The organism is Haladaptatus sp. HS23, assembly GCF_056892285.1.
In genome coordinates, this window is sequence record NZ_JBXGLH010000002.1 from 1 (window position 1) to 25,907 (window position 25,907).

Genomic DNA, 25,907 nt, shown 5'->3' on the forward strand with positions numbered 1-25,907 from the left:
GGGATGGGATAGCCAGGAGATTCCGGCGGGCTCATAACCCGCAGATCGGTAGTTCAAATCTACCTCCCGCTATTTTCACTCGATTCGTTTCGACATCTACCCAGTCTCTCGTTTTACAAAATCACATACGGCGGTCGAATCATAACCCTTAACTAGCCGACGGCAGTACAAACTGGTAGCGGGATGGGATAGCCAGGAGATTCCGGCGGGCTCATAACCCGCAGATCGGTAGTTCAAATCTACCTCCCGCTATTTTCCGACGATACGTTTCGATATCGACTACGTTTCTCGTTTCCCTCAAAAACGGCCGGTGCCGTCCTACTTATTCCTCGCGACCCGGTAGTACCATCCATGGCATCCGCACTGTTCGTGGTTAGCGAGGAAGGATACTGGGGAGAGGAGTGTATCGAACCGCTACAGACGCTGGACGATGCGGGGGTCGAAATTACGGTCACGACCCCGAGCGGCGGGAAACCGGTCGTCGATGAGCGGTCCGTCGATCCGGAGAACGTCGGCGAGGAAACCGCGGAGCGGGTCCGCGAAGCCAACGAATCGGACCCACGAATACAAAACCCGATTCCGTTGGCGACGACGAGCGCTGACGAGTACGATGCCGTCGTGTTTCCCGGTGGACACGGAACGGAGTGGGACGTAAATCAGGACCGTCACGCTCGGGCCCTTCTCCGCGATGCAGTGGAAACGGGTGACACGAAAGCACTCGTCGTCTGCCACGCCGTCGGACTGTTGGCGTTCACCCGCGATAGTGACGATGAGTTCCTCGTGGACGGTCGAAGCGTCACTGGCTTTCCGAACGACTGGGAGGAGGGAATCGTGGACGAGAACGACTGCATGCCCGACGGACGGAAACTCCCGTACTGGGTCGAGGACGAAGTGAAAGCGGCGGGCGGTGTCTGGGATGCGGAACTCGACGCCGAGACGAGCGTGCGAACCGACGGTGACCTGCTGACCGCCCGCGGCCCGGGGTCGTCTCACGCGGCAGCGAAGTCACTTCTCTCCGCGCTCGATATCGGATAACTGGTGAGCAAAAAGCGCGTGATTTATACCCGATTCGTTCCCAGTTGACACGAGATGATAGGCACGCGTAGCGTTTTGGCAGTAATGGCAGGTGGCGTCATGATAACCGCTATCGTTGCCTTGCGCTCCGGTCGAAAGTCGACGGGACTCTGGTTGCTGACCGCTGGGTTTTTCATCGCTACCATCTGGTCCGGGCTAAGTATCGCTTGGACACAGACCAATTCGGGGATGCTGTCTTTTGACTCACATATTCTCCTCGGTTCGACGGCGCTCGCCGGGACGATCTATTATGGGATGTTGGCTCGAGAAGCGGCCACCGAATAATCGGATTGATTCTAGTGATTTGAGGCCTCTTCGTATCGATAACGGTAACTAGTTTTCCACCGAAGAGGACTGCTATAACACTCATAAAACTAAAAAGTTCTGCCAACCAGTAGTTTTAAATACATCTTCTACAAGTGTTTGGTATGCCACGGCGACGCAACCCGAGTGGTGCTGACGATACCCGAAGGAACTTTCTGAAGGCGAGCGGGGCAGGTGCTGTTGCTCTCTCCCTCGCAGGTTGTTCCAGCAATGGAGACAAGGAGACAACCGATGATGGGAGTACTGACGATGGTGGTGACACTAATGAGACAACTCAAGCTCCGAGTACGAACAGTCTGAGCCCCGACGACATCGAACCCGGCGGAACGCTTCGATACGGGATGGCAGAAGCGCCAGACAGTCCGAACATCATGCTGTCCGGCAGCGTTTACTCCGCGGTCGCCCTCTCCCCGGTCTACGATTACGGTATCGAACAGGACCCGGTGACGTTCGAGGTCAAACCGAGCGTCTTCACGGACTGGACTATCAAAAACGCCGACAAGGAGAAACCGGACGTCTACTTCAACGCCCGCAAAAAGGGTCTCGAATGGAACGACGGAGAGAAGTTCAAGACGGAAGATATCCTGTACTCCTACCAGTTCCAACTCGACAACGAACCGGGACAGTTCTCGGTTTGGAACGACTACGAGATGATCGAGGAGGCGAAAAACGACTGGGACTTCCACATCAAACTGGCCCATCAGGTCGGAACGTGGGATTCGAAGGTTCTCGGGTACCCCCCGATCATCCCCAAACACAAGTGGGAAGGCGTCGATTACAAGAACTACGACCCGACGAAGGAGAACGAGGAGGGTCCGGTCGGAACCGGGCCGGGTAAACTCGTCCAGTGGAACCCGGACACCTCGATGCAGATAAAGTTCCGACGCGACTACATCGAGAACACCTACGCACTCAACAAGCTCGACTGGAAGAAAGAACACGACTCGCTCATCCACGGCGGTCCGTTCCTCGACGGCGTGAACTTCAAGGTGTACGGCGGAACGTCGCCACTCACGCAAGCGTTCCTGAACGGCAAGGTCGACACCCACTACGGGAGTCTCGAAACCTCGAAGATTTCGAAGGTCAAGAAATCGGACGACAAGGGTCTCGTAAAGGGATACGACAGCGGTTTCTCCTACTACGGATTCAACTGTCGTCGCGCTCCGCTCGACGACGTGGCGCTCCGACAGGCGATGTCGTTCATGTACGACGACATATACTGGGTCGAGCAGCTGAAAGGGAACTACGTCATCAAGGGTGACTACGCTCAGTCGCCGGGTTACAAAGGCGTTCGTCCGGAAACCGTCTACGGCGGCGAACTCCTCACGGACCCACGGACGAACGCGTTCGACTTCCGTGGGAAGAAAGGGAGCAAGCAACCTAAAGTCGACGGCGTTCGCAAATTCCTGAAGAACGGAACCGTCGTCGACGGCTCGAAAGGTACCTACGTGGGGAAGGACTTCCCCGGTACGTTCTCCGGTATCAAGTCTAGCCAATCGAAAGCGAAGTACAAGTACACGTTCGGTTCGGTCAAATCTGACAACCTCAAAAACGCGAAGGTCGAGGTTGATAAGGAGATCCGCGTAGACGGAAAGACCATCCCGGAGATGATGGACGGCGACGCCATCAACCTCTTCATCGACCCGCCAAGTGAACAGCCACAGGAGGCGAAAGCCATCGAACAGTGGAAGAAGAACATGCAGCAGGTCGGTATCCCGGTCAAAACCGAACCCGTCGCGTTCAACACCATGAGCGGAAAGGTGTACGAAACCGAAGAGTTCGACGTGTACCCGATGGGTTGGGGCGGAACTAGTCCCTACGGGACATCGCTCTGGTCGTTCTTCCACTCCGATAACGCGGGCGAGGACACGGAGAAATTCGCGTACAACTCCACGGGATACGGAATCTCCGGCGGCAGTGCGGACGAACTGCTTGCCAGTGCATACAAAGAAACCGACCCCAAGAAACGCTCCAAGAAGTACGCGAAGGCGATGGAGCGAATCTATCTCGACATGCCGTACATGCTCCGTGACTACGCAAAATACCGCTGGCCAGTCAACTCGGCGAAGTTCGACGGGTTCGTCGAGAACATCGTCGACCCCGGATACGCGAACTGGAGCACCGAGTACAGCAGTATCTACCTCAAAGAGAACCTGAAGAAGTAACCACGTCTTCGGCCTTCGAGAGTGGTTTTTTCGCACTATTGGGAACGGTAGACCGGTGGCTGAATTTAATACCCAACCGACACGAGAATCACTACATTGATAATGAACGTATGCCATGAATGGCATAGTTACGCAAGAGTAAGACGATATGGTAAGTAGCATACCAAAATCAACGGATGACAGAAAATGACGAGGATTAGCACCCGGTATCTCGCGAAACGTCTGGTAGTCTCCTATCTGACGTTACTGGTCATAATGACGATTCTGTTCGTGCTCATTCGGAGCATGCCCGGGTCGTTCATTTCGAGCATGATAACGCCGGAGATGAAACCGGCACAGATCGCACGGCTTCAGGAGCAGTGGGGACTCAACGAACCGCTGTGGCGTCAGTACGTGGACTTCATGATAAACTATCAGACCGGAAACTTCGGTCGGTCGCCGACCAAGCAGGTTCCCGTTTGGGACGTCATCATTCGACGGTTCCCGCGAACAGTCATCCTGTTCGGTGCCGGGTTCGTCATCTCGTACACTGTTGGCCCGCTCGTCGGCATGTATCTGGGCTGGTGGCGAGGGACGAACAAGGACAAGTTCGTCTACACGTCGGGGCTCACGATGTACTCCATGCCCGCGTTCTGGATTTCGTGGCTCTTCATCTGGCTGTTCGACTACAAGCTAAACTGGTTGCGAAGTGCATACATGGTAGACCAGTTCGGGATACAAGATTGGACGCCCGTACTGGCGATGAGTAGTATCTTACACCACATCGCGCTTCCGCTGGTCAGCGTTGCGTTCGTCGGGTGGGTCGGGTCGATGCTCGTCATGCGACCGTCGATGAACAACGTCACCGGGGAAGATTATGTCTTCCTCGCGCGGGCGAAGGGACTCAGCGAACGGACAGTACTGATGAAACACGCGGCTCGGAACGCGCTGATTCCGGTCGCGACGCAGGCCATCGTCGGCCTCGCGTTCCTCGTGGACGGGAGTGTCATCATCGAGCAGGTGTTCAGTTGGCCCGGAATCGGGAAACTACTGGTCGGTGCAGTCTTCGGCCGTGACTACCCCATCACGCAGGCGGCGTTCTTCATGCTCGCCGTCATGATCATCACGATGCGGCTACTCACGGACGTCGCGTACACTTTCCTCGACCCGAGGATCAAATTCGGAGGTGAGTAACTAATGTCAACACAATCCGAAAACGCATCCACGACGAACGCGCTCAAGGAGCGATGGGAGCCACGAATCGAACGGTTCAAACGCGGATGGAGCAGGTACACGCACCACAAGATGGGTGTCATCGGACTCCTCATCCTCGTCATCTACGTCCTCTGGGCGCTGTTTCCGTCGGTATTCGCGCCGCACAATCCATCGTGGCGCGTCTTCATCGGAAACGACCAGTACGCTCGCATGTCACTTCAGCAGACCCAACAGTTGCCACATCCGCCCGCGTTCGGTGACCCGGCCTTCATCCCACTCGGGACGAATAGGGCGGGTCAGGGGATTTTCACCCTCCTGGTGTACGCTGCGAAAGACGCACTCTACATCGGTTTTGCAGCCGGAATCCTTTCCAGCCTCGTCGGGGTTCCGCTCGGGCTCATCAGCGGATTCTACGGTGACACGTGGATAGACGAGACCATTCAACGAATCGTGGACGTGATGTACGGAATGCCGTTCCTGCCGTTCCTCATCGTCCTCGTCTCGATTCGCGGTATCAGCCAGACGAACATCATCCTCGGCATCGCGATTACGTCGTGGCTCAACAACTGCATCCTCATCCGAGGGGAGACGTTGTCGCTCAAGGAACGGGCGTACGTCGAGTCGGCACGGGTCGCAGGTGCGAGCGACACGCGAATCGTGTTCCGACATATCCTGCCGAATGTCATTCCGCTCGCGTTCGTGTTTCTCGCACAGGACGCGGCAGGCGCGATCATCGCACAGGCGTCACTCGCGTATCTCGGTCTGGGCGACTTCACGAACAACTCGTGGGGAATCATGATCCAGAACATCAAATCCGAAAATTACGTCTTCGAGGCACCGTGGTGGCTCATCCCGCCAGGGCTGGCGATTACGTCCATCGCGGCGGCGTTCTACTTCATCGGATTCTCGGTGGAGGACCTCGCTAATCCACAGGAGTAAACCATGTCACTACTAGAAGTAAACGATCTCTGTGTTCGCTACGACGCCGGGGACAAGCAAGTTCACGCCGTCGATGGCGTCAGTTTCAACGTCGAACACGGCGAGACGTACGGTCTCGTCGGTGAATCGGGTTGCGGAAAGACCACGTTGGCAAAGTCGCTCATGCACTTGCTCGACTCGAACGGGTACGTCGAGAGCGGCGAGATTTGGTTCGACGGGACACTCCCCGAGTGGGAAGACGAACGCGGGAACGCACGTCGAGAGATAATCGACGACGACCGATATCCGGTTCGTGCGGACGGAATGACGGACCTCGCACAGTTGGACAACCAGCAGATTCGAGATATACGGTGGCGAAATATCGCGCTGATTCCACAGAGTGCGATGAACGCGCTCAACCCGGTGTACAAAGTCGGCGACCAAATCGTCGAAGCCATCTTGCGCCACGAACCGGATACGCCGCCGGAAGAGGCCCACGAACGTGCGCGCGACCTCATCGAGCGAGTCGGTATCGACCCCGACCGTGCGGACGACTACGCCCACCAGTACAGCGGCGGAATGAAACAGCGTGCAGTCATCGCGATGGCGATGGCGTGTAACCCGGACATGCTCATCGCGGACGAACCGACGACGGCACTGGACGTCATTATCCAAGACCGCATCTTGGAGGAGTTAGAAGAACTCCAAGAGGAGTTCGACGTCGCCATTCTCGTCGTCAGCCACGACGTCAGCGTCATGGCCGAGATTTGTGATCAACTCGCGGTCATGTACGGCGGAAAGATGATGGAGAGCGGCCCGATGCAGGACGTTCTCGTCGATTCCGCGAACCCGTACACGCTCGGTTTGAAGAACTCGTTCCCGACGGTCGAGGAGGTAGACCAGAACCTCATCTCGATACCCGGGTCGCCGCCGACGTTGCTCGACCCTACCGACGGATGTCGCTTCGCTCCACGGTGTCCGTTCGCCGTGGACGAGTGTCATTCGGCACATCCACCGATGTACGATACGGAGCAGGCAGAAGCCGGAAAACGAACCGAAGCGAGTTCGCCGCACGTCCACCGGTCGGCGTGTTATCGTGTAAACGAACTCGAAACGATGCGCGCGGAGGCTCGTAAGGAGGAAAAATGGCAACAAACAACGCAGACTCACTAGTAGAGATACAGAACGTCTCGAAGTTGTTCGACCTGTCGCAGAGCGCTATCGACCAACTACTCGGTCGAGAGGCACAGCCGGTTCGAGCCGTCCAGAACGTCGATTTGACCATCAACCGAGGCGATATCATGGGTATCGCCGGCGAATCCGGTTGTGGAAAGACCACGCTCGGAAAGTTGCTGGTCAAACTGTACGAACCGACGGAGGGGAGAATCATGTTCGACGGACGGGATATGTCCGAACTGCTACGCGAGAACCAACGGGAGTTCCGAGAGCGCGTCCAAATGATCTTCCAGGACCCGTTCGAGAGTCTGAACCCCCGGATGACGGTGTTCCAGTCGGTCGTCGAGCCACTCAAAATAAACGACATCGGGGACGGCTATCAAGATCGCCGTGAACGTGTCGTTCAGGTGTTGAACGACGTTGGACTCGCCCCCGCGGAGGCCTATTTGAACGAGTTCCCCAAGGAACTATCGGGTGGCGAGCGCCAACGCGTCGCCATCGCGCGTGCGTTGGTCGTCAACCCTGACTTCATCGTCTGTGACGAACCCGTGTCGATGCTCGACGTGTCGATTCGTGCGGGAGTGTTGAACCTGATGAAGGAACTACAGGACGAGTACGGGTTGACCTACGTGTTCATCAGCCACGACCTCTCCCTGATTCGCTACATGTGTGACCGTACCGCCATCATGTATCTCGGGAGCATCGTCGAACAGGGACCGACTGACGACGTGGTGAACGACCCGAAACATCCGTACACGGAAGCGCTGTTCGACGCGGTACCGGAAATCGAACCCGGCGCACAGCGTCGGCGAGCGAACGTGACCGGCGAAGTGCCGAACCCGAGAAACCCGCCATCCGGATGTCAGTTCCATCCCCGATGTGCGAACATCATTCCTCCGGAAGATTGGAGTGGGAGTCAGGAAGCGTTCCGGCGCGGATGCAATTTCAAACGTCGCGTTCAGACCGACGATATTCCGGTGGAAGAGATCACGGAAGAGTACGCCGAGCAGCGAAGGGCGGTCGACGCCACCCTCGAAACGGGTCTCTCGCTGGAACTCCCCGAAGAGCACCAAGTCGCCGGTGACGGAAGGGGAACGGTCGATGTCGATTCGCTCGATATGCCAAGACAGGCCGAAAACGCCCTCCGGTCGGCCACGCGTGACCTCTTAGAAGGAAACGAGGAGGACGCGTTGGAGCAACTCGATAGAGTGTTCAACTCTATCTGTGAGCGACAGTCCCCGGAACTCCGCCAGTCGGGCGAACAGGTGACGGCATGCCATCTCTACGGTTCGTCCGCCGCGAACCGGAAGACGATTGCGCCGGACGCTTCGGACTGAGCGTCGAGATCGCCTCGCACCTCTTTTTTGTGAAAAAGGAAACCCTTACGGTAATGACACGCATAGACAATGTCATCGAATGTCAGGTTCAACCGCTCGTTCCGTCCTCCGGCCAGAACGGCCTCTTCTCGTCGCCGCAATCGTCGTTACGGCACTCGTCACTGCGTGGTTGTTCGTTCCGACCATGCAGGGACACGTTGCAATGATGAACGTCGGTTCCGTCGATGTGACGACTTCGAATACGGCTGTGACCGACGGCGGTGAGTCCCTCACGACGACGCTTTCCATTCACAACCCGACGAGACGGGATATCGTGTTCTACAGCGGGTTGATACACGTTTACGATGGCGAGACGCAGTTATCGGACGGAACGACGACGCCGTTCGGCGAGACGACGATTCCCGCGAAGGAGACGGTGACATTGCAGGTCGAAATCGACCTAAACCCTGACCGGGTTTCCCAGACGAAACGTGCGGTACGCTCGGGGTCTGTATCGTTCTCGGGGAGCCTCCGTGGTAGAATCGGACAGGAAAGCGTACACGTTCCTCTGCACGCGGGAGGTTCGAACTGATGACGGAAACGGAGACGAACAGGAACACGAACTCCGAAACGGAAACGAACGGGTGGTCGACCGATCGCCGTCGCGGAAGCGTCCATCATCGACGATTTGCACTCGTCGGAAAAGGAGCGGTAGTCGGCCTCATCGGCGGAATGGCGGCGTTCACCTACAATCTGTCGGAGCTGATGGTGGTTTCGATGGACCCGACGCTCGTACTCGTCCCCCTCGCTCTCGCGGGCGTGTTTGCTCATCTCGTGGCGCACGATTTGCACGAAAGCATCCGCGTCGGACTCGTCGGGTTCTTCGTCGGTACTGTCGCCTTAGTTTTGGCGTGGGTTGCTCCGCTTTGGATTCTTCCGTACACGGCCGGTGCCCGTGACATCCTGCTTCCGAAACTGACCGGGACGGCTATCGTCGCCGCCATTATCGTCTACGGGGCGGTGTATCTCGGTGCGTATCTCTCCACGCTCATAGTGAGCGCGTACGTGTCAAGCTAAAACCGGGACAGTTTTGGTTCGGCCATCGGTACCCTCGTTCGTGTCGAAAGACGTACCAACCCGGGAGCGGTCGGTTCGTGAGCGTGGAACCTTCGCAAAGCATGGCGACGACCCGACGCTGGCGAGTTACCTCTCTTCGCTCTTTTTCGTCCTCTCGGTACCGGCACTCATCGTGCTAACCTACGGTGGATACTGGTACGGACTCTATTCTTATAGCGCCATCATTCCGGTGTTTGCGGGACTGCTCGTCGCTTCGATTACGCTCGTCTTCGCCATCATGCACGTCCTCACGCGTTAGAACGTGCTGTTGCGAAGCGTCATGTAGAACATGACGACCATCGCCGATACGAGGAGAGCGAACTCCAACCGTGTCGCCGACCGCTGGTTCGAAACCACGAACAGGACGAGACTCGCCCCCCCAAGGAGCGCGACGACGAGGAACAACAGCAGCGAAAAGTTAGCCTCGTCGCTCACCCAGTAGAATAACCGGTTTCCGAGGTCGTCCATGGTGGTTTAGAAGCGCAACCCCTCGTAAACGCACTCGACCGGTTCGAGGACGAGTTGGAGTGCGAGCGCATAGGTCGTCAGCGCGAGTTTCGAGTCGGCGGTAAACGCCGTCTCCTCGTCGCGCCATTCGGCGACGCTGGCAGCGAATCGGACGTGTGAATCGTGAATCGTCATGAGCCACTTCGTTGGCAGTTCATCGGGAGACCCCTTATGCGTCACCCGAAAGAGATATTTGAACGTAGCATCTTCCCGGCCACTGATGTCCTCTCCAGCCTGCAGTTCGGGTAGCTGTGGGGTTCCGAACAACTGGACGAGACGGTACAGCGGAACGCCGATGTTGTCGGTATCGGACGCGTTAGGGTCGCCGCTGAGGTAGGCGACGACGTTCAAGTCCTCTCGTTCCCGAACGTTGTCCTCGACGAGTACGTCGCCAGCGGTCCTTCGTTCCTCGATTTCCTCCCGCGGAACGGGTTCGATGAGAACGTCTTGGAGTTCCTCGAAGTCGGGAGCATCAGGGTGATTTCGAATATCCATACGTCAGTACGCGAAGTAGTGGAATCCTTTCCAGCCGCTGTAGCCGACCGCGATGACGGCGATACCGGTCACGATTACGACGAGCGATTCGCTCTGCGTCATCGTATCGTTCATCTGCGGAATCAACTGGAAGTACAGCGACAGCCCGAACAGGAGGAAAATGTAGCCAATAGCCGCACCAAGTAGGGCAACGATTATCGATAGCAGCCCAATCGGACCACGCAGTGATTTCGGGACACTAGTCTTCAACGCCATGCTTTGTGCTAATGGGGCACAAGCATAAACGTTCTGCAACGAGTTCACTCATTTTTATTCCGCTCTCGTTCGCGAGATTCGAGGTTCTCCATGCTCTCGTCCGACAGCGGAGACATCCGCTGGTCGAACTCCTCGCCCGAATCGTCGGGCCTCGCCGCCGCTTCCCGCCCCGCAAAATACGAGTTGAGGAATTTCTCGTGGTGCTCCCGCAGGGTGTATCCGACCCAGATGAACGCGAGACCGGGCAGTAACCGGAGGACGAACGCAGGCGACGTCACGCCATATGCGCCCACCACGACCGATCCGTGGATGGCGTCACCGACGAGGAGCGCTCCGATTACGAGCGTGGTCGTCGAGGCCATCGACAGGAACTGGCGGGAGAACATCTCACCCGTCGCCGTTTTCGTCGATGATGACGACTTCTCCGTCCTGTACGTCCACGTTGATGAGCGTCTTCACCTGATAGTCGGTATCGTCCAGCTCGTTCGCGCCGACCTTCTTGATGACGGCACACACGTCCACCACGTCCGCGCCGATGTATTCGAGCGCTTGCGTGACGGCCTTCATCGTCCCACCCGTACTCAAGACGTCGTCCAGCAGCAGCACGCGGTCGCCCTCGTCCACGTTGTTGATGAACATCTCGTTCTCGGAGTAACCCGTCTGCTGGGACAGCGAGACTTCGCCGTCGAGTCCGTACTGGCGCTTGCGGATGACCACTAACGGGATGTCGGTCATCAGCGACACGGCGGTCGAGAGGTGAATCCCCATCGCGGCCGGGGTGACGATCTTATCGACGTTCTCCAAGTCCGTCTTGCGGATGATCTTGATGACGATTTCGCGCAGGAGCGTCGGTTCGAGCATCGGAATCCCGTCGCTGATGGGATGTACGAAGTAGTGATAGCCTTCTTTCTCGATGATCGGGGCTTCCAGAAGCGACTCCTTCAACTGGTCCATGCTGGGGGTATTCAGTCCATCAGTAAAAGATGCCGGTATCGCGTTCGACGGCGCGGTACCGTGTCTGTCCGTGACTACCAGCGAGTTCGCTCGCGTGGGTTCTCGTCGATTCCGGGGAAGAATGGACCCTGCTGTCGTCCGTCCACTTTCACCGCGGGTAAGGCTCACGACTTTTACGCTCCTTCGCCTACGAATAAACGCGGGTGGGAGAGACCCGCGACAAATCGATTGCCAACACCCCTACCCTAACCCAGCAGGGTTCGATTTGTTTCCATCCTTTTGAACTAAGATGATATTGTTGTCTGTGCATAGTTCGAAATGAAAAATAGGAATGGAAGAGTTAGTCTACTTAGTTGGCAGTGTAAGTTGCGACGACGTTTGTATCAACATCTACACTTGCGGTAACGGTTATCTTGTCACCTGCTGCGCAGCTATCGACAGTGATAATGTCTCCAACTTTAGTGAAATTAACCGGTGTTGGTGTTCCACAGGCTCCATTCGCCGCGACGGAAAAACTTGAGACATCATTTACATTACCTAGCGACGTCAACTGAATATCAACTGCTGTTGAATTTTGGTCGAACGAAACACCCGCTTGTGCATTCTTATCTACGTTATTCCCCAATCCCATCACGAACGTCCCGATGACTGCCGCCAGAATAACCGTGATGGCAACCATCAGAATCACGCCGATGACGGGACTCACTGCTCGCGTTTCGGATAACTTCGAGGCTACTTTTTCTTTGAGTGTCATGTTTTGGTTTCTCCTTCGACGCGCGGTCGCACCATCTGAACGCTCCGAAGCCGGTCATCGAACCGACAATTATCTCCAAATATATGAAACAGGATAGTTTCGAACCTGATTTATATTTGCAGTTTTCGGATGGTATGCGCGTTATAAGACGACTTACTACTAATGACTAATAAAGATATGGCTGTATATATTCACTCAAAAGTAGATGACATATTTCTTGAAATTAAATGTGTGCCTGGAGATGAATTCCTGAAGACAACTGCTCATTATCGATGTATATCTGGTGCAATGTTGGTATTTCGACTGCAGAACATACCGATTGGTGTCATAATAGATGGATTATCCGCCGAACGGTTCGTAATCCCAGTAAAATTTGACAGTTTGATTCGAAATTCGCCGCAAAGAGCACACAGTTTTGAGAACTGTTAAGGTACGTCCATCGCCATTCTCGTGTGTGCAATCACCATCGAACCCGACAGCCGTAGTTGTGCTTGCGCTGGTGATGCTTCCCTTCGCGGCGGCGGTGGTGACCCCACTCGTCTACCGCGTCCTCCGTGAGCGGACCGCCTACTACGCGGCGGCGGTCGCGCTCGCGTGTTTCGGGATGGTCGCAAGCCAACTCGGCACGGCTCCCTACTCGGTTTCCTTCCAATGGATTCCCTCGCTCGGGGTTTCGCTCCGATTTTACGTGGACGGACTCTCCTTGCTCATCGGCTTCCTCGCCAGCGGGGTCGGCGTGCTAATCCTCACCTACTCCGGTGGGTATATGCACGGCGAACCGGGCAAGGCGAAGTACTACACCGCGCTGCTGGCCTTCATGGGGTCGATGCTGGGCGTGGCGTTCTCGGCGGACCTCATTTCGTTGTTCGTCTTCTGGGAACTGACGAGCCTGTCGTCGTTCATCCTCATCGGCCACTACACCGACCGGCGGTCGTCACAGTACGCTGCCCGGAAGTCGATGCTCATCACCGTGTCCGGTGGACTGTTCATGCTCATCGGGTTCATCCTCATCAATCACATCTCGGGGACGTTCGCGATGTTCGGGCCGGGCGGAATCCTCACGAACGCGGCGATGACGAACGAACAACTCCACGCGGCGGGACTGTTCGTTCCCGCGCTCGCACTCATCGCCGTCGGTGCGGCGGCGAAGTCGGCGCAAGTTCCGCTTCACATCTGGTTGCCGAACGCGATGGAAGCGCCGACGCCGGTTTCCGCGTTCCTCCACTCAGCGACGATGGTCAAGGCGGGCGTCTACCTAATCGGTCGCTTCCGCCCGCTGTTCCTCCCCGAGGAGATACACGTCATCCCCGACTGGATGTTGCTGTTCGCGGTGCTCGGCTTGGCGACGATGACGATTACGGCCATCCTCGCTGTCGCGGCGACGGACATCAAGGAACTGTTGGCCTACTCGACGGCGAGCCACCTCGGACTCATCGTCGCCGGGTTCGGGTTTGCCTCCGAGTACGGTGCCGAGACGGGCGCGTTCCACATTCTGAACCACGCGATGTTCAAGGCCGCACTGTTCCTCGTCGCCGGTATCATCGCACACGAGGCGGGAACTCGGAAGATAAAGCACCTCGGCGGACTGTGGCGTGACCTCCCCATCACGGCGGCCATCACCGTCGTCGCGGCACTCGGGATGGCCGGAGTGCCGCCGTTCAACGGCTTCTACTCGAAGGAGTTCCTCTTCGAGTCGGCCTACCACGCGGCCGAAATCCACGGCGGACTCGCGTGGCTGTTCCCCGTCGTGGCCGTCTTCGGGAGCGTCTTCACGTTCCTGTACTCGATACGGTTCATGATGCTCTTCTTCGGCGAGAAACCGAAGGGATTGGGTCACGTTCACCGCCCGCCGCTGACCATGCTGGTTCCCCCGGCAATCCTCGGAACCATCGCGGCGCTCATCGGACTCGGCGGCGTGACGGACACGTTCGGCGTCGCACCGTCGGCGCTCAATGGCTTCGTCGGAAGCGTGGTCGAGAGTACCCTTCCGCCCGCGGCAACCGCCGAGGCCGCCGAAGCGGTTCACTTCAGCTACCACCTTCCGACGTCGGTCACGCCCGCCGCGACCATGAGTGCGATAACCATCGGAGTCGGGTTGGTCGCCTATCAGTACTACGACGACCTACATCGGGGCATCAACCGCTTGCTCACGGTCAACCCGCTCCGTGCGAACTGGTGGTACGACAACGCGGTGTACGGCCTGAACGACGCGAGCGTCGAGACGATTCCGCACATCCAGACCGGCCTCCTTCGCACCTACGCGACGTGGTCGCTGACGGCGGTGACGCTCCTCGCCCTCGGCGGGTACGCGGCGGCGGGCGTCGCGCTTCCGAGTTTCGGCCTCGCTCCCGGTATGACGCCCTCCCTCGCGCTCGTCCTCGGCGTCGCCGTGGTCGGTGCGTTCGCTGTCAGCATCGCACCGTCGCACGTCTCGGGCGTGCTGACGCTCTCGATTCTCGGATTCATGGTGGCGATATTCTACATTCTGGCTGACGCGCCGGACCTCGCGCTCACCCAACTCGTCGTCGAGACGCTCTCGCTCGTCATCTTCCTCCTCGTCTTGGACCGTCTGCCGACGTTCTACGGCGAGATAAAACGCAGTCGCGCCATTCGCGACGGCGTCCTCTCCGTCGCCGTCGGCGCAACCGTGTTCGTCACGGTGTTGGTCACGACGGTGGCGAACCCGAACTCCATCGCCTCGAAGTTCCTCGAATACGACTTCACGGTGAAGGAGGCGGGCGGCCACAACATCGTGAACGTCATCCTCGTGGACTTCCGTGGCTTCGATACGATGGGCGAGATTTCCGTCATCGCGATGGCCGCCCTCTCGGTGTTGACGCTGATCGCCATGCGGGAACGAGGTGAAACCCAATGACGACCATAATCACACGAACGGTTACGCGCACCGTCGTCCCGCTCATCTTCCTCACAGCGGTCGCGTTGATGTTGCAGGGACACAACCACCCCGGCGGCGGGTTCATCGCGGGCGTCCTGACGACGACGGCGTTCGCCCTCATTTACATCATCTACGGCTTGGACTTCCTCGAAGAGGAGATATTCCACCGGATGGTTCGCGGGCCGGTCGAACACCTCCAACACGGCATCGTGGAGAACTACCGGACCATGTTCGCGTTCGGTTTGGCCCTCGCCGCCGGAAGCGGTCTGGTGGCGATGGCCTTCGGTGACGCCTTCATGAACCAAACGTACGAAGTGTTCCACTTCCCGATTTACACCGACTTCGAGGTTGCAAGCGCGCTCGCCTTCGATACGGGGGTCTACTTCGTCGTCGTTGGCGCGCTCCTGACGATACTCTCGGTGGTGGGTTCCGAATGAGCGAAGCCGCGAACCCGCAGTTGATACTCGCGATAGTCCTCGGGGTGTTGTTCACCCTCGGAACGTTCCTCGTCCTCCGGCGGGACGTGATTCGCGTCATCTGGGGCGTCACCATCATCAGTCAAGCCGCGAACGTCTATCTCGTGACGATGGGTAAACTCGGTGGAAGCGTCCCCATCTTCGGTCACGGCACCCACGGCGGCGGCCACATCACCGACCCGGTCGTGCAGGCCCTCGTCCTGACGGCCATCGTCATCGGGTTCGGGACGACGGCGTTTTCGCTCGTCCTGACGTATCGCGTCTACCAAGAACACGGCACTATCGACCTCAACGAATTGGGTGACTCCACATGAATCAACTCGTCATCGAACCGCTCCTTGTTCCGCTCGTGACGGCGATTCTGACGCTCGTCTTCCGGCGGTATTCGACCGTCCAACGCGCCATCAGTCTCCTCGGCAGCGCGGCGTACGTCGCAATCGTCGCGTTGCTCTGGACCGATGTGGACCCGTTGGGCGCGGCGAGAACCATCCCGTATCAACTCGGCAACTGGCCCGCTCCGTTCGGCATCACGCTCGTCGCCGATCCGCTGTCGGTGTTCATGCTCGGCCTCGCCGCCATCGTCTCGTTCGCCGCGATGGTCTTCTCGGTGCAGTACGTGGACGAGTTCGGCCAGCGCCTGTCCTACCATCCGCTGTATCACTTCATGCTGGTCGGGGTGACCGGCGCGTTCCTCACGGGCGACATCTTCAACCTCTTCGTCTGGTTCGAGGTGATGCTCATGTCGAGTTACGTCCTCGTGGTGTTCTACAGCGGACCACAGCACACCCGCGCGGCGCTCCAGTACGTCGTCCTCAACCTCATCGGGAGCGCGGTCATGCTCCTCGCCATCGGTGGTATCTACTCGACCACTGGGACGCTCAACATGGCCGACTTGGCACACCGACTCGCCAACCCGGCGGCGAACAGCATCACACCGCTTCCCGTGTTGGGCCTGTCGGCGCTCCTGTTTACGGTGTTCGCGCTGAAGTCCGGGCTGGCACCCTTCCAGTTCTGGGTTCCACCGGCGTACAGCGCCGCACCCGCACCCGTTTCCGCGATGCTCGCGGGCGTCGTGAAGAAGGTCGGAATCTACGCCATCATCAGGCTGTACTTCACGGTCTTCTCGTCGCTGTCGATTCCGGCCGGGTTGAGTCTGCCCGGCCTGTCCGGCACGTCCACACTGGACTTTTTCGGTCCGGTCATGTTCCTCATGGCGAGCGCGAGTATTCTACTCGGCGGCCTCGGAGCGGTGGGTCGTGACGACATCGACGGCCTGCTCGCCTACTCCAGCATCGGACAGGTCGGGTTCATCGTTCTGCCGCTCGCCATCGGCGCGACGGCCGCAAACGAGGGCGTCCGACTCCTCGCCATCACGGCCGCGCTCATCTACGCGCTGAACCACGCGCTGGCGAAGGGCCTCCTCTTCCTCGCCTCGGGGTCGGTGTTCTCCTCGGTCGGTTCGACGCGCTTTGCCGACCTCGGTGGCCTCACCCGCAAGGAACCGGTTCTCTCGGCCGTATTCTTCGTCGGGGCGCTTTCGCTCATCGGGATTCCGCCCCTCTCGGGCTTCTTCGGGAAGTTCCTCGTCTTCCGTACCGCCGGTGATGCGGGCGCATACGTCGCGCTCGCAATCGCGCTGTTCGGCGCGATTCTCACCATCGCGTACTTCTCGCGGGCGTGGAACCGGGGCTTCTGGGGTGCCGTGAGCCCGATGGTCGAGAACGGCGGTGCGCCGACCGGCGTGGTCGTCCTCGCCGGACTCGCCGCCCTCGTCCTCCTCGTGGGCATCGGGTTCGACCCGGTGTATCGGGCGGCGGAGGCGGCGGCATCCGCCGCGCTTCACAGACAGGCGTACGTTCAGGCGGTCCTCGGAGGTGGGTCGGCATGAAGAAGTGGCCCGTCATCGGCGTCGTTCTCGCCGTCCTCTGGCTGTTCGTCAGGGGTGTCACGCTCGACCCGACGAGGATACTCGGCGAGTTTCTCATCGGTCTCGCGTTCGGCATGCTCATCGCGTTCATGCTCCGGCGGTTCTACACGCCGGAAACGAACGTCACGCGGAGCGTGCAGGCGTTTCCCTACGCCGGATTGTACATCGTCGTGTTCATCAAGGACCTCATCTTGGCGAACCTCGACGTCGCCTACCGCGTCCTCCTGCCGAGCATGCCCATCGAACCGGGCGTCGTCGTCGTCCCGCTCCGAGTGCAGACGGACGGGGCGATAACGACCATCGCGAACAGCATCACCCTCACGCCGGGGACGATAACCATGGATTACGACGAGGAGACGAACGCGCTCTACGTACACAGCATCGACGCCACGGACATCGACGACATCGTCGACCCGATTCGAACGTGGGAGGATTACGCCCTCGTCATCTTCGACGAGGAGGGCAAACCCGGCGACCCGATACCGGAGCTTCCGATGGCCCACGCGAGCGGCGAACCGACCGAGGGAGGTGTCAAGCGTGGCAACTGAAGCCGCGATGTTCTCCCTCGCGGTGAAAATCGGACTGGTCATCGCGAGCGGATTGACCCTGCTCGCCGGCTACCGCGTCATCAAGGGACCGACGGTTCCCGACCGGGTTGTCGCACTCGACACCATCGGGACGAACGTGGTCGCCATCGCGGTCCTGTACGCGCTCCAAACCGGCGAAGGGTTGTTCGTCACGGTGAGCCTCGTTCTCGCCATCATCGGGTTCATCAGCACCATCGCGGTCTCACAATACGTCATCGAAGGGGACATCATCGAATGAACATCGTTCAAGAAATCGTCATCACGTTGCTCATCACCGTCGGGAGTTTCTTCCTCGTGGTCGGCACGGTCGGCCTCCTCAGGCTTCCCGACGTGTACAACAGAATGCACGCGACCAGCAAGGCGACGACGCTCGGAACGGCCTCGCTCTTCCTCGCCGGTCTGGTCTACTTCGGCCCGGAGGGGGCCGGACTCACCTCGCTGGTGGGAATCATCTTTCTGTTCCTGACCGCGCCGACCGGTGCCCACATGATTTCTCGCTCGGCGCAGAAGATGGGCATCGAGTTCTTCGGCGACGCCGAATGGCCCGGCGACGAGTAGCGGCTTACTCGTCTACCGTTCGGTAGTCGTTCATCCGTTCGAGCGCGTCCATCGTCTCTTCCGTCAACACCGACACCAGTTCGCCCGCCGAGCGGACCGTCTCGGTCAACCCTACGCTCTGGCCCGCATAGAGTGGTAAGGCTCCCACGTCTCCGTCCATGCCGGGAACCGCGAGCGAGTCCTCGTATCGCAGAACGGGGTCTCCGTCCGGTGTTTTTGCGACGATATCTCCATCACCGGGTCGGTCAGTTTCGGGGGTGCCCGCGGACGCCCATTCTTCGACGGTCGAATTCTCGATGACTCGGTGGGGTACGTCCGGCCAACCTTCGTCGAACAGGGTCGAATGGACGGTTGCCGTCTCGGTCGCTTCGAGAACGCGCCGTCGATACCGCCGGTGTACGTGTGCCTCTTTCGTGGCGAGAAAACGCGTTCCAAGCCATGCGCCATCCGCTCCGAGCGAGAGGACGGCCGCGATTCCCCGTCCGTCCGCGATACCGCCAGCGGCGATGACCGGCGTGTCGGGAACTGCATCCGCGACACGCGGCACCAGCGGCATCGTTGCGACGTCGCTCTGAACGTGTCCCCCCGCTTCCCAGCCCTGTGCGACGACGATATCGACGCCGTTTTCGACCGCATTCCGCGCTTCCTCGGCGCTGCCGACGGACTGAAGAACGGTTCCACCTTCCGCGTGAATTCGGTCCACGAAGGGTGCGGCTTCACCGAAGGAAAATGAGAACACGTCCACACCTTCATCGAGGCAGATATCGACGTGTGCGGCCGTGGGAATCTCCTTTGCGGACGAATCCGCGACGATGTTGACCCCGAAGCGACCATCGGTTCGGCGTTCGATTTCAGTGAGGTGTTCTCGGGTGGTCGCTTCGTCACGCCACGTCACCGCGAGGGTTCCGAGCGCGCCCGCGTCGGCGACGCCAGCGACGAGCGAGGGGCACGTGGCACTCCCGATTGGTGCCTGGACGATTGGAACGTCGATTCCGAGCGTGTCGGTAAGGGGTGTCGAGAGCCGTGACATTGGAACACGTGTCCAACCATGAACGGCGTTCCCATGGTTCTGGCGACCCGAACCGTTCTCCGGTGGCTACGCGTCGTTCGTAACCTCTCGGGCGAGTTCTTCTGCGACGTAGAATCCGAGTTCGTCCTTGCTCCCGCCGTGTTCGCGGACGCTGTTCTCGCGGACGAACAACGTTCTCGTCCCGTCAGAACCCATCACGCTCGCGTCGTTCGCGACGACGAACGAGAGGTTCGCCCGTTCGAGCGTCTCGCGCGCGGCGGCGACCATCGCGTCGTCGTCCCCGCTCGTTTCGGCCTTGAACCCGACGATGGGGAGGTCGGGATGTTCCGCTCGAACCGTATCGATGAGCTTCGGCGTCGGATGCAAATCGAGGGTGAACTCCCGTCCGGAGCGAATCTTTTCGTCGGCACCGTCGGCCGTGTAGTCGCTGATGGCGGCGACGGAAACGAGGGCGTCCGCCGGAAGCCCGTCGACGTGCTGTCCCACGGCGTCGAGCATCTCGGCGCTGGTTTCGACGTTCTCCACGGTCGCGTAGGGTACACCCGGACCGTCGTGAACCAGCGCAACGTTCGCACCGTAGACGTAGCAGGCGCGGGCGACCGCCCGTCCCATCTTTCCGGAGGAGCGACTCGTCAAAATCCGAACCGGGTCGACGGCCTCGCTCGTCGCGCCGCTGGTGACGACGACGTGCTTTTCGTCGAGGAGGTCCGGCGTCGTGACGCGGGCGACGTCGAGCGCGATGGCGTCCTCGGTGGCTATCTTCGCCTTGCCTTCCTCGATTCGCGGGGAGACGAACTCAACGCCCCACGACTCGACGCGTTCGATGGCGTCGAGAACGCCCGGATGGTCGTACATCGGTTCGTGCATGGCCGGGGCGATGACGACCGGAACGTCGGCACCGAGCGCCGTCGTGGCGCACGTCGTCACCGGCGTATCGTCCACCGCGGCGGCTATCTTTCCGACCGTGTTCGCCGTGGCCGGTGCGACGAGGAGCACGTCGGCCCAGCCATCGCGGCCGCAGAGTTCGACGTGTTCGACCTTTCCGGTGATTTCGGTGACGACCGGATTGTCCGTGGCGAACTCGACGGCCCACGGGTTGATGATTCCCGTCGCGCTCGGCGACACCACCGCACGGACGTTCGCGCCGCGCCTGCGCAGTTCGTGTGCCAGTTCGACCACTTTCACCGCCGCGATACTTCCCGTCACCCCCAACGCCACGTTCACTCCGGACAACATTACCCGGTACTGGGTGGTGTACCCCGAAAAAAGTCACTGGTTCGACTCTTGACTCAGCTGACTCGCGCTGGCACGCCGGGACGCCTCCATCACGAACTCCTCGGAGAGCGCGTCGATTTCCCCGGCCTGCACGCGCCAGAGGTCGGCATAGAGTCCGTCTCCGTCGAGGAGTTGCTCGTGAGTACCGCGCTCCACGATTTTGCCGTCTTCGACCGAGAGGATGACGTCCGCCCCCTTCACCGTCGAGAGGCGATGGGCGATGATGAACGTCGTGCGGTCCTCGGTGAGCCTGTCAAGACTGCGCTGGATGAGCATTTCGGTCTCCGTGTCCACCGCACTCGTCGCTTCGTCCAACACGAGGAGTTCGGGGTCCGCGAGAATCGTCCGCGCGATGGAAACCCGCTGGCGCTGGCCGCCCGAGAGTTTGACGCCGCGCTCGCCGACCCGCGTGTCGTAGCCGTCGGGAAGGTTGGTGACGAACTCGTGTGCCTCCGCGGCTTTCGCCGCCTCTTCGATTTCGTCGTCCGTCGCGTCGAACGCCCCGTACGCGATGTTCTCCTCGACGGTGCCGTCGAACAGGAAGGTGTCCTGTCCGACGTAGCCGATATGTTCTCGAAGGCACTGAACGGTGATGTCTCGTACGTCGTGGCTGTCCACGCGAATCTCACCGCCCGTCACGTCGTAGAGGCGCGGGAGGAGTTTGCAAATCGTGGACTTCCCGGCCCCCGTCGGGCCGACGAGTCCGACCGTCTCTCCCGGTTCTGCCGTGAACGTCACGTCGGAGAGGACCTCTTCGCCGTCCTCGTAGGCGAAGTCCACGTGGTCGTACTCGACGCGCCCTCGAATCGAATCCAGTTCGACGGCGTCCGGACTGCTCGTGATGGCCGGGGAAATCGACAGCAGACCGAAGATACGCTTGGTCGACGCCTTCGCGTCCTCGTATCGGTCCACCACCTCGCTCATCTGGGTGAGCGGTTCGACCATGCGCTGGGTGAGGATGAGGAACGTGACGAGGTCCCCGACGGTGGGTGCCGGGCCCGAAATGCCGAGCGGCGGGTCGGCGAGAAACCACAAGCCGCCCACGACGAACGTGGCGGCGAAGGCGACGGACGTGAGCAACTGCATGCCGGGGCGGTAGACGAAGTTCGTCCGAAGCGCCTGCCAGTCGCGCTTGAAGTACTCGTAGGAGGACTGCCGGACGCGCTCGTCCTCGAACGACTCGGTTCCGGCGGTTTTGATGACCTCGATTCCCGCGAGGTTGTTCTCCAATCGCGTGTTCAAATCCCCGACGGACGACCGAACGTCCGCGTAAAACGCCTCGATGCGCTTCATGAACCACCACGTGAACAGGGCGGCGACGGGGATGATGGAGAGCGTGACGAGGGCCAACTGCGCGTTCATATCGAACAGCAGCCAACCGATGCCGATGATGAGGACGAGGAGTTGGATGGCGCTCCCCATCATGTTGTCGAGGAACAGTTCGAGGCGGTTCGCGTCGTTGTTCAGGATGCTCATGAGTTCCCCGGTCTTGTGGTCGTCGAAGAACCGCATGTCGAGGCGTTGCATCCACTGATACGTCGACGTTCGAACCTCGTGTTTCACGCGGTGGGAGAACAGGTTCAGGCTGGACGCCCGGGCGAAGTTGAACACCGCCGCGAGAACCATCGCAACGCCCATGATTTCGGCCGAGAACCAGAACTGGGCCATCCGTGCCGTCGGAATCCACGCGTCCGGCAGGAGCGGCAGTTCGTAGGCACGCGTGCCGTTGAACACCGCGTCCAACGCGACGCCGAGGACGAGGGGTGGGACGAGCGAGAGGAATCTGGTGGCCATGCTCGTCGCCACCCCGATGACGAACCAGTGGAAGTGGTCGCCGCCGTACTCCGTGAATAGCCGTAGCATCGGCCGCTCCACTGACTCCCCCAACTCCTCCGGGTCCACCTCGTCGGCACTCATTCTGTAAACGCTTCAAAAGGGATTCGTAAAGAGGCACGGGTTTCGGCAGGCTGGGAACGCAAGACATAGCCGTCGCCCGTCCAGAGAACCCGGTATGTCGTGGAAGGTGCTGATAGTCGCTGGGGTGTTCGAAGTCGCGTGGGCCATCGGGTTGGAGTACTCGGATGGCTTCTCGAAGTTCTGGCCCTCCGTCGCCACCGTCGTCGCGCTCGCGGTCAGCATGGTGTTGTTGGCGAAATCCCTCCAGACGCTCCCCGTCGGCACCGCCTACGCCGTCTGGACGGGCATCGGCGCGGTGGGCACCGCGACGCTCGGCATCGTCCTGTTCGACGAACCCGCCGACCTGCTCCGAGTCGCCTTCATCGGCGTCATCGTCGTCGGCATCGTCGGCCTGCATCTCTCCTCGGGTGGACACTGAGATGGGAATCGTCGAGAGGGACTGAACGACCCCGGGCGCGCCGTTCCGTTGAAGCGTGCGAGGTCTTCGTGAGTGACGACGGAACGAACGAGTGGCTCGTCAGAGCGTGCTCTGACGGTGGACGACCGGGGGAGCGATGCGGGGAGGGAGTCGGTTGGGGAGGGTGTGGTTGTCGCGGTTGCGGTCGTTTGCCGTCTGTAGTTGCTCACATAGGCGTCATATCGACAAGCAGTCGCCGTACCATACGAACGAGGGCAAACTCTCGAAGCGTCCGCTGAAACGACTGCGCTCACACCACAATCATCCACGACCTCACGAAAAACACCACCCCGTACGTTTCAGTTCACGTTCTCGACGAAACTCGGGTGGGGAACCGGTCGCTCGTCCTCCCACTCCTCCAGATAGTCGCGCAGGCGGTCGTGGGCCTTCCGCGCGCGGCGCTGGCGTTCGTCCTCCGAAATCTCCTCGCAGCCCTCCGGAACGTCGCGGTCGCGGTTGGTGAAGTAGCCCTCGGGGACGACCCAATCGTGGTAGAAATCGGGGTCGGCGTCGTGTACTACCGTGATGCCGACCTGCGACCCGTGGCCCGCCGAGACGATGGCTTGGTGGTACTGCTTTGCGATTCGACCGGCGGCGTAGAGTCCCTCGACGTCGGTTCGACCGTCGTCGTCCACCGGAACGTACCGCTTGCTTCCCGACTCTTCGAGTTCGAGGTCCAACCCGTCGAGGTACGAGGAGTCCGACCACGAGGTGATGACGATTCGTTCCGCGGAAATCGTCTCGCCGTCGTCCTCGCCGCCGTTCGTTTCGACGACGAACCCGCCGTCGTCCGCGTGGTCCACGTCCGTGACCTTGGCGCCGAGACGCGCGCATCCGGCGCGTTCGGCCTGCTCTTGGAGCATCAGGGAGAACAATCGCGAGTCGATTCCCGCGGGGAATCCGGGGAAGTTCTCCAAAATCGCGTTGCGGTACAGGATGGAAACGCCGTCGTTCACGACTCCCGTATCGAGGTCGGCGCGCGCGGTGAACGTGGCCGAGGAGAGTCCCGCGACGCCGCCGCCGATGATGAGCACGTCGTAGTCCGTCATGGTCGGTGGTTGTCGGCGGGATGGTATAAACGCTTAGAGTGGACGGTCGTGCGCGTCGCTATCTCGCCGGAATGTTTACTTTCAGTCGAACAGAATCGAAACGCGTGGACCACCTCGAACTCAGTACCGTCGTCTACGTGCCGCCGGAGGAGGCCTACGAGTTCCTGCTCGACTTTCCGGGGTACGCGAACTACTCGGAACACCTCACGCGAGTCACGTACGAGGGCGACGGCGGGCCGGGAACCGAGTACGACATACACCTCAAGTGGTGGAAAATCCAGTACACCGTCCGCTCCGAGGTGACGGAACTGGACCGCCCGAACCGCATCGACTGGAAGATAATCAAGGACATCCGCGCCCACGGCAGTTGGCGGGTGGAGGAAGTTCCCGAGGAGGCACCCGACGGCGAGGAAACCGCCTCGCGGGTCTGGCTCTCCATCCGCTTCGACGCCGACTCGGCAAGTTCGGGAATGCTCAACCTTCCGGCGTTCGTCTCGCTCGGGTGGGTCGTGAACAAGGTGAAACCACTGGTGCTTACCGAAGCCGAGAAAGTCGTCGAACGCATCGTCGCGGATTTGGAGGGCCAACCGCGGGACGTGAACCTCGAAATTCACAGCAAACCGAACTCGGTCTGAGTTTCGTTCTCGTTCTAACGATACCGAATCCGAACGTCACTCCAACCGAACCAGTGTTGCAGTCACGAACCGCTCGAAGCCAAGGCTTTCTGCCAGCGCGACTGACCACGGCCACTCGTCCGAGGTTCGGTACTGGGGCAATAGCCCGTCGGAAAGCGCTTGCTCTGTCGCTCGGGAAACGACGGAACGACCGTGTCCCTTCCCTCTGTGATTCGGATGCACGACGACTGCGATATGTGCGAGGAAGTCGTCCCACACGGTGTATCCTGCGGCGGCGATGAGTTCGTCGTTATCAAACAGGCCAAAGACCGTACCGGAACCACGCTGTGGCCCACCGTTTTCCCACTCTTCGTCGGGAATCTTCGTACGAAATCGCTCGTAAGCGGAGGTGTCGGTTTCCGTCAGCAAGCGAGTATCCGAAGCGACGGGAACGAACGACCCCTCATCAGCATAACCGTAGAACGTCGGGCCGAACACGGCGCTCACGGTACCGAGGGGGTCGAGTCTCCGTAGAAGAGCGTTCCCTTTCGTCACGACCGACGAATCACGACAGGTGAACCGTTTGCGCACTTCCATAACGTACGACTCCGGCGCACCGACGACGAGCGTCTCCCCGCGCTGAAACAGTTGTATTCCGCCTTCGTCAGCTGAACTGACCGTCACCCCGGTTCGGCCGAACGCGTCATCGTCGACGCCGAGGCGGGTCGCCCAGTACGAGACGAGCGAGTCGAGAGTACCAGGGGAGAGCGTCACTGTTGACCGATATTTCACCCATCGAGGAAAGTTTTCGGTGGGGATGTGAAAACGACTCACTGCTCGGGGTCGCTATCGCCTAAAAAGAAAACGAAATCG

At 59.7% G+C, this 25,907-nt stretch carries 30 protein-coding genes and 1 tRNA gene; 20 read left to right on the forward strand and 11 right to left on the reverse strand.

Annotated features, from left to right (window positions below):
- Nucleotides 1-177 precede the first annotated feature (177 nt).
- From AC1XDK_RS06095 to AC1XDK_RS06145, 11 genes are all read left to right on the forward strand, one after another.
- Nucleotides 178-252, forward strand: a tRNA-Met gene (locus AC1XDK_RS06095).
- 99 nt (nucleotides 253-351) lie between these two features.
- Complete coding sequence (locus AC1XDK_RS06100) at nucleotides 352-1,035, forward strand: type 1 glutamine amidotransferase domain-containing protein (RefSeq protein WP_483348924.1); 684 nt, start codon at nucleotides 352-354, stop codon at nucleotides 1,033-1,035.
- An 84-nt stretch (nucleotides 1,036-1,119) separates the two neighbouring features.
- Nucleotides 1,120-1,359 (forward strand): hypothetical protein, encoded by a 240-nt coding sequence (locus tag AC1XDK_RS06105; protein WP_483348925.1) that lies wholly within the window; start codon nucleotides 1,120-1,122, stop codon nucleotides 1,357-1,359.
- Nucleotides 1,360-1,502: 143 nt separating this feature from the next.
- Nucleotides 1,503-3,563: an ABC transporter substrate-binding protein gene (locus tag AC1XDK_RS06110; RefSeq protein ID WP_483348927.1), complete on the forward strand. Its 2,061-nt coding sequence runs from the start codon at nucleotides 1,503-1,505 to the stop codon at nucleotides 3,561-3,563.
- 186 nt (nucleotides 3,564-3,749) lie between these two features.
- A complete protein-coding gene (locus AC1XDK_RS06115) occupies nucleotides 3,750-4,736 on the forward strand; it encodes an ABC transporter permease (RefSeq protein WP_483348928.1) in 987 nt (328 codons plus the stop codon).
- A 3-nt stretch (nucleotides 4,737-4,739) separates the two neighbouring features.
- Nucleotides 4,740-5,696 carry an ABC transporter permease gene (locus tag AC1XDK_RS06120; protein WP_483348929.1) on the forward strand — a complete coding sequence of 319 codons (957 nt, stop codon included), beginning with the start codon at nucleotides 4,740-4,742 and terminating at the stop codon, nucleotides 5,694-5,696.
- A gap of 3 nt (nucleotides 5,697-5,699) precedes the next feature.
- On the forward strand, nucleotides 5,700-6,848 hold the full coding sequence (locus AC1XDK_RS06125; protein WP_483348930.1) for an ABC transporter ATP-binding protein: 1,149 nt from the start codon (nucleotides 5,700-5,702) through the stop codon (nucleotides 6,846-6,848).
- The gene (locus AC1XDK_RS06130; RefSeq protein WP_483348931.1) at nucleotides 6,821-8,188 is read left to right on the forward strand and encodes an ABC transporter ATP-binding protein; all 1,368 of its coding nucleotides are present in this window, start codon (nucleotides 6,821-6,823) and stop codon (nucleotides 8,186-8,188) included. Before AC1XDK_RS06125 ends, AC1XDK_RS06130 begins: the two co-directional genes overlap by 28 nt.
- A 79-nt stretch (nucleotides 8,189-8,267) precedes the next feature.
- Entirely contained in the window at nucleotides 8,268-8,759 is a 492-nt protein-coding gene (locus AC1XDK_RS06135) for a hypothetical protein (RefSeq protein ID WP_483348932.1), read from the forward strand.
- Nucleotides 8,759-9,244 carry a hypothetical protein gene (locus AC1XDK_RS06140; protein ID WP_483348933.1) on the forward strand — a complete coding sequence of 162 codons (486 nt, stop codon included), beginning with the start codon at nucleotides 8,759-8,761 and terminating at the stop codon, nucleotides 9,242-9,244. Before AC1XDK_RS06135 ends, AC1XDK_RS06140 begins: the two co-directional genes overlap by 1 nt.
- A 40-nt stretch (nucleotides 9,245-9,284) precedes the next feature.
- Nucleotides 9,285-9,542: a hypothetical protein gene (locus AC1XDK_RS06145; protein WP_483348935.1), complete on the forward strand. Its 258-nt coding sequence runs from the start codon at nucleotides 9,285-9,287 to the stop codon at nucleotides 9,540-9,542.
- Here AC1XDK_RS06145 and AC1XDK_RS06150 read toward each other — a convergent pair.
- The 6 genes from AC1XDK_RS06150 to AC1XDK_RS06175 all read right to left on the reverse strand — a co-directional run bounded on the left by AC1XDK_RS06150 (nucleotide 9,539) and on the right by AC1XDK_RS06175 (nucleotide 12,248).
- Nucleotides 9,539-9,751, reverse strand: a complete 213-nt coding sequence (locus AC1XDK_RS06150) for a hypothetical protein (RefSeq protein WP_483348936.1) — start codon at nucleotides 9,749-9,751, stop codon at nucleotides 9,539-9,541. The two genes, AC1XDK_RS06145 and AC1XDK_RS06150, sit on opposite strands and share 4 nt — an antisense overlap.
- A 6-nt stretch (nucleotides 9,752-9,757) precedes the next feature.
- Nucleotides 9,758-10,285: a hypothetical protein gene (locus AC1XDK_RS06155; RefSeq protein WP_483348937.1), complete on the reverse strand. Its 528-nt coding sequence runs from the start codon at nucleotides 10,283-10,285 to the stop codon at nucleotides 9,758-9,760.
- A gap of 3 nt (nucleotides 10,286-10,288) precedes the next feature.
- Nucleotides 10,289-10,540: a hypothetical protein gene (locus tag AC1XDK_RS06160; RefSeq protein WP_483348938.1), complete on the reverse strand. Its 252-nt coding sequence runs from the start codon at nucleotides 10,538-10,540 to the stop codon at nucleotides 10,289-10,291.
- 44 nt (nucleotides 10,541-10,584) lie between these two features.
- Nucleotides 10,585-10,926, reverse strand: a complete 342-nt coding sequence (locus AC1XDK_RS06165; RefSeq protein WP_483348939.1) for a hypothetical protein — start codon at nucleotides 10,924-10,926, stop codon at nucleotides 10,585-10,587.
- 1 nt (nucleotide 10,927) lies between these two features.
- Nucleotides 10,928-11,494 (reverse strand): hypoxanthine/guanine phosphoribosyltransferase, encoded by a 567-nt coding sequence (gene hpt / locus AC1XDK_RS06170; RefSeq protein ID WP_483348940.1) that lies wholly within the window; start codon nucleotides 11,492-11,494, stop codon nucleotides 10,928-10,930.
- A gap of 349 nt (nucleotides 11,495-11,843) precedes the next feature.
- Nucleotides 11,844-12,248, reverse strand: a complete 405-nt coding sequence (locus AC1XDK_RS06175; protein ID WP_483348941.1) for a type IV pilin domain-containing protein — start codon at nucleotides 12,246-12,248, stop codon at nucleotides 11,844-11,846.
- Between the two features lie 502 nt (nucleotides 12,249-12,750).
- Between AC1XDK_RS06175 and mbhE the strand changes: the two genes are divergently transcribed.
- From mbhE to mnhG, 7 genes are read left to right on the forward strand one after another with little or no spacing between them, the layout of a single operon-like run.
- Complete coding sequence (gene mbhE, locus AC1XDK_RS06180; RefSeq protein ID WP_483349841.1) at nucleotides 12,751-15,123, forward strand: hydrogen gas-evolving membrane-bound hydrogenase subunit E; 2,373 nt, start codon at nucleotides 12,751-12,753, stop codon at nucleotides 15,121-15,123.
- Nucleotides 15,120-15,581, forward strand: a complete 462-nt coding sequence (locus AC1XDK_RS06185) for an MnhB domain-containing protein (protein WP_483348942.1) — start codon at nucleotides 15,120-15,122, stop codon at nucleotides 15,579-15,581. The genes mbhE and AC1XDK_RS06185 overlap by 4 nt, the downstream gene beginning before the upstream one ends.
- Nucleotides 15,578-15,934 carry a sodium:proton antiporter gene (locus AC1XDK_RS06190; RefSeq protein ID WP_483348943.1) on the forward strand — a complete coding sequence of 119 codons (357 nt, stop codon included), beginning with the start codon at nucleotides 15,578-15,580 and terminating at the stop codon, nucleotides 15,932-15,934. Before AC1XDK_RS06185 ends, AC1XDK_RS06190 begins: the two co-directional genes overlap by 4 nt.
- Entirely contained in the window at nucleotides 15,931-17,508 is a 1,578-nt protein-coding gene (locus tag AC1XDK_RS06195; protein ID WP_483348944.1) for a complex I subunit 5 family protein, read from the forward strand. Before AC1XDK_RS06190 ends, AC1XDK_RS06195 begins: the two co-directional genes overlap by 4 nt.
- Nucleotides 17,505-18,095, forward strand: coding sequence for a Na+/H+ antiporter subunit E (locus tag AC1XDK_RS06200; protein ID WP_483348945.1), 591 nt, complete (start codon nucleotides 17,505-17,507; stop codon nucleotides 18,093-18,095). Before AC1XDK_RS06195 ends, AC1XDK_RS06200 begins: the two co-directional genes overlap by 4 nt.
- A gap of 7 nt (nucleotides 18,096-18,102) precedes the next feature.
- Nucleotides 18,103-18,372 carry an MrpF/PhaF family protein gene (locus AC1XDK_RS06205; protein ID WP_483349842.1) on the forward strand — a complete coding sequence of 90 codons (270 nt, stop codon included), beginning with the start codon at nucleotides 18,103-18,105 and terminating at the stop codon, nucleotides 18,370-18,372.
- On the forward strand, nucleotides 18,369-18,692 hold the full coding sequence (gene mnhG / locus AC1XDK_RS06210) for a monovalent cation/H(+) antiporter subunit G (RefSeq protein ID WP_483348946.1): 324 nt from the start codon (nucleotides 18,369-18,371) through the stop codon (nucleotides 18,690-18,692). The genes AC1XDK_RS06205 and mnhG overlap by 4 nt, the downstream gene beginning before the upstream one ends.
- A gap of 4 nt (nucleotides 18,693-18,696) precedes the next feature.
- On the opposite strand, the gene AC1XDK_RS06215 is transcribed toward mnhG, so the two are convergent.
- The 3 genes from AC1XDK_RS06215 to AC1XDK_RS06225 all read right to left on the reverse strand — a co-directional run bounded on the left by AC1XDK_RS06215 (nucleotide 18,697) and on the right by AC1XDK_RS06225 (nucleotide 22,914).
- Entirely contained in the window at nucleotides 18,697-19,722 is a 1,026-nt protein-coding gene (locus tag AC1XDK_RS06215; RefSeq protein ID WP_483348947.1) for an NAD(P)H-dependent flavin oxidoreductase, read from the reverse strand.
- A gap of 66 nt (nucleotides 19,723-19,788) precedes the next feature.
- The gene (coaBC, locus tag AC1XDK_RS06220) at nucleotides 19,789-20,958 is read right to left on the reverse strand and encodes a bifunctional phosphopantothenoylcysteine decarboxylase/phosphopantothenate--cysteine ligase CoaBC (RefSeq protein WP_483348948.1); all 1,170 of its coding nucleotides are present in this window, start codon (nucleotides 20,956-20,958) and stop codon (nucleotides 19,789-19,791) included.
- Nucleotides 20,959-20,991: 33 nt separating this feature from the next.
- The gene (locus tag AC1XDK_RS06225; protein ID WP_483348949.1) at nucleotides 20,992-22,914 is read right to left on the reverse strand and encodes an ABC transporter ATP-binding protein; all 1,923 of its coding nucleotides are present in this window, start codon (nucleotides 22,912-22,914) and stop codon (nucleotides 20,992-20,994) included.
- Between the two features lie 94 nt (nucleotides 22,915-23,008).
- Between AC1XDK_RS06225 and sugE the strand changes: the two genes are divergently transcribed.
- Nucleotides 23,009-23,332 carry a quaternary ammonium compound efflux SMR transporter SugE gene (gene sugE, locus AC1XDK_RS06230; RefSeq protein WP_231183761.1) on the forward strand — a complete coding sequence of 108 codons (324 nt, stop codon included), beginning with the start codon at nucleotides 23,009-23,011 and terminating at the stop codon, nucleotides 23,330-23,332.
- A gap of 338 nt (nucleotides 23,333-23,670) precedes the next feature.
- Here the strand turns inward: sugE and AC1XDK_RS06235 are convergent, their stop codons facing one another.
- Nucleotides 23,671-24,420, reverse strand: coding sequence for an NAD(P)/FAD-dependent oxidoreductase (locus AC1XDK_RS06235; protein WP_483348950.1), 750 nt, complete (start codon nucleotides 24,418-24,420; stop codon nucleotides 23,671-23,673).
- A gap of 104 nt (nucleotides 24,421-24,524) precedes the next feature.
- Here AC1XDK_RS06235 and AC1XDK_RS06240 point away from each other — a divergent pair, with 104 nt between their 5' ends.
- A complete protein-coding gene (locus AC1XDK_RS06240; RefSeq protein WP_483348951.1) occupies nucleotides 24,525-25,055 on the forward strand; it encodes an SRPBCC family protein in 531 nt (176 codons plus the stop codon).
- Nucleotides 25,056-25,091: 36 nt separating this feature from the next.
- Here the strand turns inward: AC1XDK_RS06240 and AC1XDK_RS06245 are convergent, their stop codons facing one another.
- A complete protein-coding gene (locus AC1XDK_RS06245) occupies nucleotides 25,092-25,808 on the reverse strand; it encodes a GNAT family N-acetyltransferase (protein ID WP_483348952.1) in 717 nt (238 codons plus the stop codon).
- Nucleotides 25,809-25,907: the final 99 nt, after the last annotated feature.